The organism is Paenibacillus sp. Dod16, from assembly GCF_049893405.1.
Classification (GTDB): Bacteria; Bacillota; Bacilli; order Paenibacillales; family Paenibacillaceae; genus Paenibacillus_AQ.
On record NZ_JBNDYG010000028.1, the window covers coordinates 20,110 to 33,666 of the forward strand.

Consider the following 13,557-nt stretch of genomic DNA (forward strand, 5'->3'; position numbering starts at 1 on the left):
GGATGTTTTTCTTGCGATATCAGGAAGGCCCGTGCTTCGAAGTTTATACTTTCTGATATCTAAAGAAAAACGTCTATCGACGTACTTTCTCGGAAGACAGACCGCGGTTAGAGGAAGTTTTTCTTGCGATATCAGGAAGGCCCAAGCCTCGAAGTTTATACTTTCTGATATCTAAAGAAAAACGTCTATCGACGTACTTTCTCAGACGACAGATCGCGGTTAGAGGATGTTTTTCTTGCGATATCAGGAAGGCCCAAGCCTCGAAGTTTATACTTCCTGATATCTTTACAAAAGCCGCAGGATATATTCCAGCGGCTTTTTTTGCTATTATTTTTTGGCCATGTATTTGCGAATATCAAATGCGACCGCTGCTACGATAATAAGCCCTTTAATGATCAATTGCCAGTATGGGCTGACACCGATAAAGGTTAATCCGTAATTGATGACGCCGAAGATAAGAACCCCAGCCATCACGCCCGGCACCGTGCCGATGCCTCCTGCAGTGGATACCCCTCCAACCACGCATGCGGCAATCGCATCCAGTTCATACATATTGCCGTAGTTATTCGTCGCGCCCCCGGTTCTCGCAGCCTCCAGTACGCCGGCGATGCCGTACAACGCACCGGAAATAGCGTAGATCGCTATCAGATTACGGGCTACATTGATCCCCGATACATGCGCCGCTTGCACGTTGCCGCCGATCGCATACATATTTTTGCCGAGACGGGTCTTGTTGAATATGACCCAGCAGATAAGTGCAACGAAGACGGCGATAATGACGATGAAAGGGAGAGAATATCCACCCCCGAAGTCGATGTAGCCGCTGCCCCACACGGTAAAGTCCGGTCTTAAGCCGCCAATCGGCTGGGATTGGTTCGGCTCCATATCAAAATAGATGGAGTTGACGCCATATATGCCGACCATCGTACCTAGTGTCGCTATGAACGGCGGCACATGCAGTTTAGCTACGATGAAACCATTGATGAACCCAACGATAAGTCCCGCTGCAATACCGATAAGGATCGGCAATACAACCGATACTTGAGGCAGGTCCGGGAAGAAGCGATTTGCGTATACATCCGTTTGCAGCATGGAAGCCGATACGACCGCCGTTAATCCGACAACGCGTCCTGCGGAGAGGTCAACCCCGCCGGTGATCAGAATGAACGCCGCGCCGAGCGCGATAATTAATCGGGTGGAGGATTGCTGCAAAATATCCCGGAGCGTGGAGAAGGCCAGAAAGTTGGGATCTGCGACGGCAATCCCGATAACAAGCAATATTAATACTACGAATATGGCGCGCTGCGCCAAATAATCTTTAACCTTACCGATGGTTTGCGTATTCATCGACTTCCCCTCCCGAATCGGCTGACCGCTGCTGTGCGGCAAGCCGCATGATTTCCTCTTCGCTTGCTTCCTGCCCTGCCAGAATTCCCGTCAACCGCCCTTCACTCATCACAATGATTCGGTCGGACATTCCGAGCAGTTCTGGCATTTCGGAGGAAATCATAATAATGCTCTTTCCTTGCTTGGCTAGCTGCGTAATGATGGAATAAATCTCGAACTTCGCGCCGACATCAATGCCACGGGTCGGCTCATCCAGCAGAAGGATCTCAGGCTCGGTCAGAAGCCATCTTGCCAGCAGCACCTTCTGCTGGTTCCCGCCCGACAGATTCCGTATCTGGGTATGGACCGAGGGTGTTTTAGTTCTAAGCTGCTCCACGTTCATTCGCGCATCCTGGATTCCTCTGCGTTCATTTAACAGAAACGCCCATTTCTGATACCTGCGAAGATTGGCAATGACGGTATTCTCATAGACCGAGAGCACCGGGAATATGCCGGTAACTCTGCGCTCTTCCGTCAGCAGCGCCATGTTATTTTTCTTGGCGTCCGATGGTGATTTGATCTTTACCGGCTTCCCGTTGATCGATATAGTTCCGGAAGCCACCGGACGAAGTCCGAATATGGCTTCAACCAATTCCGTTCGCTGTGCGCCGACAAGGCCGCCGATGCCCAATATCTCCCCCCGCCTTAGCTCGAAGGATACATTCTGAAATGATTTCGGATTCGTGGAGCTTAATTGGTGGACCTGCATCCGGGTTTCGCCGGGAACGTTCGCCCGTTCCGGATAGCGCTCCGTCAAATCCCGTCCCACCATGCGGGTGATAATCAAATCGGTTGTCAGTTCGCCGGCTTGCCAAGTCCCCACATATTTACCATCGCGCATGATCGTCACGTCATCGGATATGCGCAGGATTTCTTCCATTTTGTGCGAGATGTAGACGATCGACACCCCTTGCGAACGCAGCCTGTTCATGATGCCGAACAGATGCTCCACCTCATTCCCGGTGAGCGATGAGGTCGGTTCGTCCATTACAATCACCTTGGAGTGATGAGATACCGCTTTGGCAATCTCAAGCGATTGGATCTTGGATACAGACAGCGCTCCTGTTCTTGCCCTGGGATCAATATCGATATCGAGCTCGCGGAACAGGCGGAGCGTATCTTCTGCCATCTGTTTCTCGTTCACGAATTTCAAAGGCCAGAAACCCGTCATCGGAAATCTTCCCAGCCATATATTCTCCATCACGTTGCGGTGCGGCACGGGATGAAGCTCCTGATGAATCATGGATATTCCGTGATTCAATGCGTCCCTGGAGCTGTTGATGGTTACCTTGCTGCCGTTTAAATAAATGTCGCCTTCATCAGGCTTGTAGATGCCGAATAAACATTTCATCAGCGTTGATTTACCTGCCCCGTTCTCCCCCATGAGCGCATGCACGGTTCCGGGTCTCACCTTGAACGTTACGTCGCTTAATGCCTGAACGCCTGGAAACGCCTTCGATATATTCCGCATCTCCAGCACATACGATTCCGCCACCTTGAATACCTCCTTCGCAGGCCGGGTGAAAAGAGCCCAATATAAAGGGACAACGCTACGAATAGCTGCTGCCCCTTCCCATAACCCTGCTATTATTTCGCGTCGGCGATATTGTCCTTCGTTATTTTTTTGTAAGCGATCCATACGTATTTGCCGTCGGTAATATCAAATCCGGTGTTGTCCTTGTTCGGCGTTTCTCCTTTGGATAGCGCTGCGGCAATCGCAACGGAAGCTTTACCCTGGCTCTTGGCGTCATTAAGCACGGTGCCGAGAAGCGTGCCGTCTTCCAGCGCCTGAATGGCCGGAGCTGTCGCATCTACGCCCACGACCGGCATATACTTGTCGCCGCTGAAGTAACCCGCCGCTTTCAATGCTTCAATAGCACCGAGCGCCATATCGTCATTGTTGGCCAGAACCGCTTCAATCTTGTCGCCATGGGATGCAAGGAAGGCTTGCATCTTTTCCTGTCCCTTCACGCGGTCCCACATGGCGGTATCCACCGCAAGCGCTTCGACTTCGATCCCGGCATCTTGAATCGCCTGAACGGAGAATTTGGTCCTCAGCTCGGCATCCTGATGCCCCGGCTCACCCTGCAGCAATACATACTGCAGCTTGCCATCCCCGTTCTTGTCCGCCTTGGGATTGGCCTTCCAATAATCGACGATAAGCTGACCCGAAATCGTTCCGGATTCCTCCGCTTTTGCCCCTACGTAATACACCTTATCCCACTTGTTCATGTCTTCCGCGATCGGCTCCCGGTTCAAGAATACCACTGGCGTATTCGCAATTTTTGCCTTATCGATAATGACGCCGGCGGCCGTCCGATCCACCGGGTTGATGATCATGGAGCTGTATTTCTTCGAAATAAACAGATCGATTTTCTCATTTTGGGTTGGCTGCGCATTTTGGCTATCCACGATATCCAGTTTGGCTACGCCATTCGCTGCATCGGACATCGCGTTCCGAACGCCTGTCATGAACGTGTCGTCGAACTTGTAAATTGCCACCCCGACTTGAGGTGTGCTGCCGCCTGCCGCCTCATCTTGCTTGCTTTCGCTGCCGGTTGAACTGCTCCCGCCGTTATTGCATGCCGCCGTGGTCAGCATCATGCCGGCTATAAGGATTAACAGCCATTTTTTCTTCACCTGGGTTGACCTCCCTGTTTCATTCGAATTTTCAGTGACGGATACGGCGTTCCTGCGCCATATCGCACTGTCTACCGCCATTATGCCGCAATGCTCCTGACATTCGAATTCAAAATCCTCATGCTTTCTAGCAAAATTCTCATCACTTTGCCTCTAAGTTTCGCGATTTCTTTACTTCACAAATGGAAACAGGACCTTCTGATTATCCATCCAGAACATGTTGTCCGCATCAATCACCTTGGTCTCAAGCACAATCGGCTTGTCATATTTCGAACCATCCAATACCTTTACAGCCTGTTCTACTCCCAGATACCCCGTGCTGAACCCGTTCTGCACAATGAGTTTATGAAGGATGCCATCCTGCAGAAGCTGAAGCTGCTCCAGGTCGCTTCCAAAGGTGACAATCTTGATCTTCCCCTGAACGTTCCGTCTTGCGACTTCTTTTGCCGCTCCCAAGGAGGCCTGAATATCGAGTGCCAGTATCCCGTCAACCGATTCCCGGTCCAGCAGCTGCTTGGCCGCCTGCCAGCATGCATCTTCACGTTTGCCGCATGCTGCCCCGTCCGCTATCTGAATCCCGCTAATTCCCGACAATACGCTTTTGGCTCCCTCTTCGCGGGCAATGAGGTCGGGATCCTCCCTGTCGGATCGAAGTATGGCGACAACCCCCCGATCGCCAAGTAAGTCGGCCAGCTGTTCACCCGCCTTGCGTCCGGCCGCCTCATTATGGATTGCGATGGCGGACAGGACACCTGTGGTCATTCGCTCATCATTCAAAGCAATGATGGGGACATCAGCTGCTGATGCATGATCACCTAATTTCAACAGTACGGCTTCGGATGCCGGATCGATCAGAATCGCGGAGGAACCTTTCTCCAGTACCTTCAATGCAGCTTGCAGCTGCTCCGCTTCATCGTCACTAGGCTCCAGCGGGATATAATCAAGCACCATTCCGTATACCTTGGCAGCCGCCTCGGCGCCTAATCGGATGGCATCCCCCTGCTCTTCGGCGTGTATGGGAGCCACAAGTGCAATGTGCCGGAGTTTGGGCTCATTCTCATCTATGGTTGCGCCTGATGAACACGATGTTAAGAAGATCAAGGATAGAATGAGTACAACAAGACGGCCTTTCTGTACAACCGGTATCCATAACACACGCTGCATGCTAATCATGCTCCCGCTCCTCCCCTGGCTCGTGAATAATCGGTATCCGTATGCGAACGGTAGTACCCTCTTCAAGCTCGCTCTCATATTCCAGACCGTAACGATGCCCATAATATAATTGGATCCGGTCATGAACATTTCGAACGGCCACGCCGGAGCCTGCCGTATTGATAAATGGAGCCGGATGTTGTCGCAGCGCTTCAACCTCTAATATCCTTTCAAGCATCTCGGGAGACATTCCGACTCCATTGTCCCTAACCGTCATCTCCAATAGATCGCCTTGTATAGCAGCCGTTATGTGAATATGTCCTTGATCCACCATATATTCAATGCCATGTACTATGGCATTCTCGATTAAGGGCTGAAGCACAAGCTTTAGCGTGTAGCAAGACTGCGCTGCCTCATCCGCTTCGATCATAAAATCGAATTTCTGTTTATATCTCATCTGTTGGATGGTCAAATAATGCCTTGCATGTTCCAGCTCCTCACGGACGCTTATGGAGGTCTTCCCTTTGCTCAAGCTCAAACGAAACAGCTTCGACAAGGAAGTGATCATCGTAATGACTTCCTCCTTCTTGCTCATGCCCACCATGCGGACAACCGAATTCAAGGTGTTATATAAAAAATGCGGGTTGATCTGAGCCTGCAAGGCTTCCAGCTCGTATCTGCGCTTCGATTCCTGCTCTTTCACAATCTGTTTCATGAGCTGCCTGATCTTATCCAGCATCAGATTGAACCGGCTGGACAGCTGTACCACTTCCAGTGGCCCCTGCATCGGGAGCTCCACATTGAAATCGCCACGTTCCACCGCCTTCATCGTTCTGCCCATCCGGCGGATGGGGCGGGTCAGCATAGCCGAGAGAATCAGGGAAACTACGATGGCAAGCACCAGAACCATCGCGACGACCTGAACCAGATAACGATTGACCTCTTCTCTTGTGGTCATGATTTCATCCAAATAGGAAACCCCAACGATTTTCCATCCTATATTAACGACTGATTTCACCGTGTTCAGCCGCTTGACTCCATCCGATTCATCAATGTAGCTGTCAGTGGAAGTAAGTGACCGCTCAACACTCTCATTCCGAAGCCCCATGTAAATTAATTGCTGCTGGGGATGATACACGATGTTTCCCGCTCCTTCATCGATGATGTACGCATACCCCCGCTTACCCAAGCTAATGCGGCTGCTTAGCTCATCGATTTTCTTGAAGTTGATATCTACCAGCAGAATGACATATGTTGGCTCCCCGTTATGAACAACCGTAATTCCTTTGCTCATCGTGACAACCCATTTAAATGTATGGTCGTACAAATTCTGCACATGCGGCAGTGAGAAGCTCAGATGGTTGGAGACTCTCATGGCCGAGTGAAACCAGCTTTGTTCCGTCACCCGCGCGCTGGCCTTAACCGGCATAGCCGGATGGTTCCTCAGCATATCGCCCTGTTCATTAAATAATGCGATGGAGACGATGTCATCCCGGCTTCGCATGATGGTGTTCAGCTGTTGAGTAACCTGCTCATCGTCCCATTGCCCGTCCGCTAGCATGTTTTCCTCAATGGCCCGATACAGCTGTGCCATCCCATCCACATAATCCTCGAGATTATAGCTTACTTGATCCACGATTTGCTGGGCATTCAGAAACACGCTTTGCTCCGCCGATCGGGAGAATTTATTGAACAACAGAACGGCTACCACGATCACGATCAGCAAAATAAATGCCGAGAAGGACAACATGATGATCGATTGAATGCTGTGTGCGCGAAATCGCCTAATCCATCGCTGAATGGTTGGTTTAATCGAGTTCCGCTTGGCATACGCGATTTTCACCAGATCTACCCCCTCGCTTGTGTCCGGTATTCCTTGGGCGAGATGCCGACCAACTTCTTGAAGCAGAAGCTGAAATAATTCGGATCGGCAAATCCGACACGCTCCGCGATTTCGAAAGCTCTAAGATCCGATGATCGAAGAAGCTCCTTAGCCGTTTCCATCCGAAGCTGCATCAAATACTGCATGTAGGTCATTTTGACTTCTCTTTTAAACACAGCGCTAAAATAGCCTGTACTAATATGAAGCTGCATGCACAGCTTCTGCAGAGATAATTCCGAATCAATGTAATGCTCCCGTGTATATTGGAGTGCCTTCTCCACAATGTCTTTGTACGCATGCTGCCTGGAGCTGGCAATATGCTTTCGTATGGTCAAACTAATGTCCTGCAGCCAGGCTTTAGCCTCCTGTAATCCGGAAAACTTAAAAATCTCCGCATGCAGCTGAAATCCTGAACCGAACAACGCCTCGATCTCAACCCCGGATTCTTTGGCCGATCGCAAGACGGCCGTTACAACCTCCAGAAGGTATACCTGAACGTCCTGAATGGTACATGAGGCGCCAATGAGTTCATCGAATATATGCGAAATGACTTCGGTCAATTCCTCTTCGGTTCCGAGCTTTAGACTGCGGATCAGCGCTTGCTCCTTTAATTCATCCAGACGAACCCCCTCCGGTCTCGGACGCTCGACATCATCGATGAAAATGACTTTCTCGGCACCCAGAATCAATCGGTAGTCGAGCGCCAGCAGCGCACCCTGATATGAAAGCTTCAGGTCTGTTAGATTCCCCACCTGTGAGCCCACGCCAATCGTAACCGGCAGCTTCAAATAATGAAGAATGCTTTTTAATAAACGGTCAAGTGTCACCTGCAGCTCGCTAAACCACGCTTCTTCCTCCCTCTCATCATTCGCAATCAGCAGCACAATGCTGTCCTGATATATGAATGCGCTTACAAGAGATGAGGGATCCAGAAGCTCCTTAGCGATGTTCAGCATGGCATGCAGCATTAAATCCAAGTCTCCAGAATGGCGTAGGGAGGCTGAGGACGTTTGCTCCTTATCAACAGAAGCGGGATATAAGGCCATAACCGCAGCAAGGTAACAACCTCCATTCAATGATAATTCGTAATTTCGAATCTTCTCCTCAATAATCGAGCGGGGTAATTTCCGGGTGAGCAGCGACGAAAGAAACGATTCCCGCAGCAATGGCAGGCTCGTGCGGTAATGCTCCTTCAACTGGCGCACATCCTCGCGCTCTGCAACCTCCAAATCGATCTTGCCCTTGATCTTCCTCAATAGCTCCATAAAGCTTTCGGCTGAGAAAGGTTTAAGCAAATACTCGTCCACGCTAAGCGTAATCGCTTGACGGGCATAATCAAATTCATCGTATCCGGTTAAGATCACGATTTTGCACAGCGGCTGAAACTCTCTGAGCCATGAGGCCAGCTGGAGCCCATCCTGAAACGGCATACTGATATCGGTAATGACAACATCCGGCTCCAATCGCTCCGCAAGCTCCACAGCCTCTCTCCCGTTCTCCGCCGTTCCCTCGATCGTGAATCCGCAGGCTTCCCACTGGATTTCCTGCACGAGTCCCTCTCTTACGTCGGCTTCATCGTCCACTAACAGCACTTTGTACAAGGCAACCCCTCCTGTTCTAATCTGTCAAATTAGTTAAAAGAATCTAATGTGATCTTACCGCGGCCCATCCAAATTTGGAATGCATCATTTACACGCTGTTTTGAGGCAAAAAAAAGAACGAATACATGGCTCTTGAACAACAGAGTGATTTCTGTTCGTTAAGTCATGATTCGTTCTGAACTCGATTGTATAAAATCCTTACGCCTGGGCCGGTATGGAGACGGGATTAGCAGGCGTGCCTAGCCTTTTAATGCTCAGGTAGTAGGCAATGCCGAGCGGGATGACGGCTCCGAGCCAAGCCAGCGGGTTCGCCAGGCTTGCGCCGAGGAACCCGATCTGCGCGGTCAGGAAGATGGCAGCCAATACCCGCATAATCAGTTCCATGATGCCGGCTACGGTTGGGATAAAGCTCTGTCCCAGTCCCTGCAGCGTGAAGCGGTAGATGAACAACAGCGACAGAAGCAAATAGGTGCTTCCGTTCGATAAGAAATACAGCCTGCTAAGGGACAGCAATTCTTCCTGTCCTTGACCGACAAAGAGGCTGACGGCTGCAGGACCCGCGAATATAACCAGCAACCCCACGGCGATGCTGAAAGATCCCGAGACCCATATACATTGTTTAACTCCAAGCTTGATTCGGTCTATGCGATTCGCACCGAAGTTCTGGGCCGCAAAAGTCGCCATCGTAATGCCAAAGGAACTCATGGGCTGCGTAGCGAGCATGTCAATCTTCTGAGCAGCAGTATATGCGGCTACGGCTGTTGCCCCAAGACCGTTAAGCGTAATCTGAAGAATGATGGCACCGATTGCAATGATGGAGGCTTGGAAGCCCATCGGGAAACCGACCCACATATGCCGGCGTATAAACGTCCAATCGATGGACCAATCAGCATTCTTGAATTGCAGAAGCGGAACTTTTTTATGAATGTATAACAAGCAGAGCAGGCAGGAGAACAGCTGCGATACCACCGTGGCAAGCCCTGCTCCGGCTACTCCCATCTTAAATACGAGAATAAATAACAGATCGAGTACGATATTCAGAATGCTTGCGACCACCAAGAATAGAAGCGGTGTCCGGCTGTCCCCAAGCGCTCTGAGCAGGTTCGCCAGCAGGTTGAACAGGACGGCTGCCCCAACACCCCAATTAATCACGATTAAGTACGAATAAGCATCATCCAAGATTTCTGCCGGCGTGTTCATCATGACGAGGACAGGCCTCGTGAATATGACACTCACAATGGTCAGAAAAACCGTGAATACAAGGCTAATCCATATACTCGTTCCCACGCTTTTGCGAACGCCCGCGATGTCCTTGGCGCCAAAACGCTGCGCCGTTATGATGGATAAACCTGCCGTCAAGCCTTGGGCAAAGCCAATAACAAAAAACAAAATACTGCCGGTCGAGCCAACGGCCGCTAGTGCGTTCACACCAATGGTGCGCCCAACGATCAGGGTATCCGCCATATTATAAAATTGTTGAAAAATATTTCCGATCAAAAGCGGGATCGTAAACATGATGATCAGCTTGATCGGACTTCCTTGCGTCATGTCTCTCATGTAGATTCTCCTATGCCGTCACTAAACGTTCCTCTATATTTTTATTAGATAATATAACGTAAAGCCTATAGAGCAGCACTTTGAAAACATTATAATGGGTGAGGGTCGTTTGTATTCTTGTGTATCTTATCATGAAAGAACATAAATTTCTGCATATTTATCATCAAAACCACTAACAAAACTAAGTCACTATGGTCAGAACGGCTCATACCGGATTTTGATCCGCGAAATCATTTCAATAAAAAAAAGATCAACCGGTAAATCGGTTGATCTTTTTTCATGAGATTATGGATGCACCACCCTAAGAATCGGTAATGATTAAGCTTCTTCAATAACAAGCTCATCCAAAGCCTGCTTCGCACGCGAACGCGCTTCCTCTACTGTGCCGGCGGTTGACAACGCAACTGCGACCCGTCTTCCAACCTTGGTCACCGGTTTCCCAAAAATGCGCAGCTGCGTATTCGGAACAGCCAGTGCTTGCTCGGCACCGGTAATTGTGTAGTTCTCCAGCTCTCGCGCAGCTTTCAGCGGACGGCTGGCTCCCGGCGTTATTAATTCGATCTCCGGGATTGGAAAACCAAGAATGGCACGGACGTGAAGCGCGAACTCAGATAAATTTTGCGTTACCAGGGTAACCAAGCCGGTATCATGCGGTCGCGGAGACACCTCGCTAAAATACACTTTATCCGCAGCAAGGAACAATTCAACACCAAACAATCCATATCCGCCAAGCTCGTCGGTAATCGTCCTTGCAATATATTTAGCTTCCTCCATTTGCTCATCGGACATGTTGTGCGGCTGCCAGGATTCGATATAGTCCCCGCTCTCCTGAATATGACCGATTGGCGCACAGAAGCTTGTTCCATTAACGGAGCGAACGGTCAGAAGCGTGATCTCTGACTGGAACGTAATGAATTCCTCAATGATCACTCTGCCGTTCTGCACGCGGCCGCCTTCCATCGCGATGTTCCAGCAGGACTCGATATCCCCTTCGCAGCGGCATACACTCTGGCCTTTGCCTGAGGAACTCATCAGCGGTTTAATTACGCACGGAAAACCCATGTCCAGAACAGCCCGTTTAAACTCCTCATAAGTATCGGCAAATCGATAGTCCGCAGTAGGCAGCCCCAATTCTTCGGAAGCTAACCGGCGAATCCCTTCACGATCCATCGTAAGCTTCGCAGCTCTGGCAGTAGGAATAACCCGGTACCCCTCTTCCTCCAGCCTAATCAGCTCCGAAGTAGCCAGCGCCTCGATTTCGGGTACGATCAGGTCCGGCTTCTCCAGCTCGATGATTGCGCGTAATTTCTCCCCATCCAGCATGTCGATGACATGGCTGTGATCGGCAACCTGCATGGCAGGAGCGTCGGCATAACGATCGACCGCTACGGTTTCAACACCCAGTCTCTGCGCCTCAATCACGACTTCTTTTCCCAGTTCTCCCGATCCTAGCAGCAGTATTTTCTTCGTTTTTAACATCGTTGTTTGATCCCCTTTTCGTAGTTTCAGAGACTTATAAAAAAGCAGAAAATAATAAAGAGGTAAGGGAAATAAGCTTCCCTTACCTCTGCCCAGGCGTACGGCCGTCGTCATCTATGTGCTCCCTCATGGTCCCCCATGCTACGCCAGTTACACATAAACCTATACATTGTTATTTAAATCATACTTAATCTTCCCGTTAATTGCAATATCACCGTAAGGCGACATTAGGATTTAGACTTCAGCATATCGATGGCATCCTTCAGCGATTGCGAAAGCCACTTCTTAGGGTGGATTTATCGCCAAAACGAGAAATTTCGTTATTGATCTATCGCTTTAAAGGATTGATGAATGATAGGGTCCAACATATAATATGGATAAATTCATTCCTGTCAGATATTTGAAAGGAGACTTGCTGTGCTGCCCTATTCCAACCCCAATCATGATTTTGCCTTTGAACAAGCCGTAATCGGAATGGCAATGATATCGCTTGATGGTTCGATTCTTAAGGTCAATTCGGCACTAAGTGATCTATTGGGATATTCACAGCAGGAGTTAACTGCCGGGGCGCCACAAGAAGATAGCAGCATTCGCGCCTTATTGAATCAAGTGGTTTGGAACGCAAGAGCCACTCAAGATCAACAGCAATCCATAACCCAGTTTGAATATGTTTACCACCATCCATCCGATCGTGAAGTATACCTCAGTGTACGTATCAGCGTTAAGGAGGAGCTGGCGCAGAATTTCCGTGGCTGCTTGGTACAGTTTGAAGATCGAACCTTGCTGAGACAACTTATGAAGCAGCTGGAGCTGAAGGAACAGAAGCTAAACGAGAAGGAAAATTCGTTTTTGCAGCTGTTGGAAGGACTCCCCTTATCCGTACTCATAACAAAAAAAGGCATTGTCCACTATGTTAATCCTGCCGCGCTCAGACTTGTTAATGCTGCGCATCCCCGTGACGTCCTCGGGATTTCAACCGACGTGGTAGTCGACGCATCGCACCATAACAAACTGATGAAACGCAGGGCAAAATATGCCGAGAGCGGAGAGATCGGAAGCGTCGATTATCTGATACGCTGTCTGGACGGGCAGGAGAAAATGGTCACGGGATTCACGTTGATCATAAATTATGAAGGCGAAAAAGCGGCGGTCGGAATCTTCAAGGACATCACAGAGCAGCAGATGGAAGAAGATCGCGTGATGCAATCCGAGAAGCTGACCACCGCCGGCCAGTTGGCCGCCGGCATTGCCCATGAAATTCGGAATCCCTTAACTTCGATTAACGGATTCGTAAAATTGCTGCGATCTGCGGAACGAAGCAACGAGCTCTATTTTGAAATCATTGAATCGGAGCTCAAACGCATCGAACTCATTGTCAATGAACTCCTGGTGCTCTCGAAACCGCAGAGCGTTCATGTCAGCGGACCCATCGACGTGTTTGCCATTATGGAACAGATCATTACCCTTATGAAGGTTCAAGCAGCCCTCAAAAATATCGAGATCATCCCTCATTATCCGATGGCACCGGTCTTCGTTCAGGGTGAAGTAAACCAGCTCAAGCAAGTGTTCATCAATCTGCTGAAAAATGCCATGGAAGCGATGAATCAAGGGGGAACCATTACCTTGGACATTTTGCACAACGCTCAAGAGGTTCGAATCATCGTGCAGGACGAAGGGATTGGCATGACGCAGGAACAAATCCAATCCCTGGGACAGCCCTTTGTTACGACCAAAGACACCGGGACGGGACTCGGACTGATGATTACCAAGAACATTATTCATAATCATGGCGGTACGATGAATGTAGAGAGCATACCCAATCATGGGACAACCTTTACGATCCATTTACCGGCTTTATAA

At 49.7% G+C, this 13,557-nt stretch carries 9 protein-coding genes and 1 riboswitch; of the genes, 1 reads left to right on the plus strand and 8 read right to left on the minus strand.

From position 1 onward, the window contains the following. Window positions 1–327 precede the first annotated feature (327 nt). The 8 genes from mglC to purT all read right to left on the minus strand — a co-directional run bounded on the left by mglC (window position 328) and on the right by purT (window position 11,697). On the minus strand, window positions 328–1,347 hold the full coding sequence (mglC, locus tag ACPV3A_RS19555) for a galactose/methyl galactoside ABC transporter permease MglC (protein WP_426200643.1): 1,020 nt from the start codon (window positions 1,345–1,347) through the stop codon (window positions 328–330). Beyond that, on the minus strand, window positions 1,325–2,857 hold the full coding sequence (locus tag ACPV3A_RS19560; RefSeq protein ID WP_426200890.1) for a sugar ABC transporter ATP-binding protein: 1,533 nt from the start codon (window positions 2,855–2,857) through the stop codon (window positions 1,325–1,327). The genes mglC and ACPV3A_RS19560 overlap by 23 nt, the downstream gene beginning before the upstream one ends. A 116-nt stretch (window positions 2,858–2,973) precedes the next feature. Then, a complete protein-coding gene (locus tag ACPV3A_RS19565) occupies window positions 2,974–4,026 on the minus strand; it encodes a galactose ABC transporter substrate-binding protein (RefSeq protein ID WP_426200645.1) in 1,053 nt (350 codons plus the stop codon). A 171-nt stretch (window positions 4,027–4,197) separates the two neighbouring features. Beyond that, window positions 4,198–5,199: a substrate-binding domain-containing protein gene (locus tag ACPV3A_RS19570; protein ID WP_426200647.1), complete on the minus strand. Its 1,002-nt coding sequence runs from the start codon at window positions 5,197–5,199 to the stop codon at window positions 4,198–4,200. Further along, window positions 5,192–7,021, minus strand: coding sequence for a cache domain-containing sensor histidine kinase (locus ACPV3A_RS19575; protein WP_426200649.1), 1,830 nt, complete (start codon window positions 7,019–7,021; stop codon window positions 5,192–5,194). The genes ACPV3A_RS19570 and ACPV3A_RS19575 overlap by 8 nt, the downstream gene beginning before the upstream one ends. Window positions 7,022–7,026: 5 nt before the next feature. Next, window positions 7,027–8,661 carry a response regulator gene (locus tag ACPV3A_RS19580; protein WP_426200651.1) on the minus strand — a complete coding sequence of 545 codons (1,635 nt, stop codon included), beginning with the start codon at window positions 8,659–8,661 and terminating at the stop codon, window positions 7,027–7,029. A gap of 198 nt (window positions 8,662–8,859) precedes the next feature. Then, window positions 8,860–10,218: an MATE family efflux transporter gene (locus tag ACPV3A_RS19585; RefSeq protein ID WP_216532198.1), complete on the minus strand. Its 1,359-nt coding sequence runs from the start codon at window positions 10,216–10,218 to the stop codon at window positions 8,860–8,862. Between the two features lie 318 nt (window positions 10,219–10,536). Then, window positions 10,537–11,697 (minus strand): phosphoribosylglycinamide formyltransferase 2, encoded by a 1,161-nt coding sequence (gene purT, locus ACPV3A_RS19590; protein WP_426200653.1) that lies wholly within the window; start codon window positions 11,695–11,697, stop codon window positions 10,537–10,539. Window positions 11,698–11,780: 83 nt separating this feature from the next. After that, window positions 11,781–11,861, minus strand: a riboswitch (ZMP/ZTP riboswitch). Between the two features lie 253 nt (window positions 11,862–12,114). On the opposite strand from purT, the gene ACPV3A_RS19595 reads away from it, so the two are divergent. Beyond that, a complete protein-coding gene (locus ACPV3A_RS19595; RefSeq protein WP_426200655.1) occupies window positions 12,115–13,557 on the plus strand; it encodes an ATP-binding protein in 1,443 nt (480 codons plus the stop codon).

Excerpts from the sequence above, each read along its gene's own strand:
- ACPV3A_RS19560 (WP_426200890.1), bottom strand. The coding sequence starts at position 2,857 with ATGCGGAATATATCGAAGGCGTTTCCAGGCGTTCAGGCATTAAGCGAC.
- mglC (WP_426200643.1), bottom strand. The coding sequence starts at position 1,347 with ATGAATACGCAAACCATCGGTAAGGTTAAAGATTATTTGGCGCAGCGC.
- ACPV3A_RS19570 (WP_426200647.1), bottom strand. The coding sequence starts at position 5,199 with ATGATTAGCATGCAGCGTGTGTTATGGATACCGGTTGTACAGAAAGGC.
- ACPV3A_RS19585 (WP_216532198.1), bottom strand. The coding sequence starts at position 10,218 with ATGAGAGACATGACGCAAGGAAGTCCGATCAAGCTGATCATCATGTTT.
- purT (WP_426200653.1), bottom strand. The coding sequence starts at position 11,697 with ATGTTAAAAACGAAGAAAATACTGCTGCTAGGATCGGGAGAACTGGGA.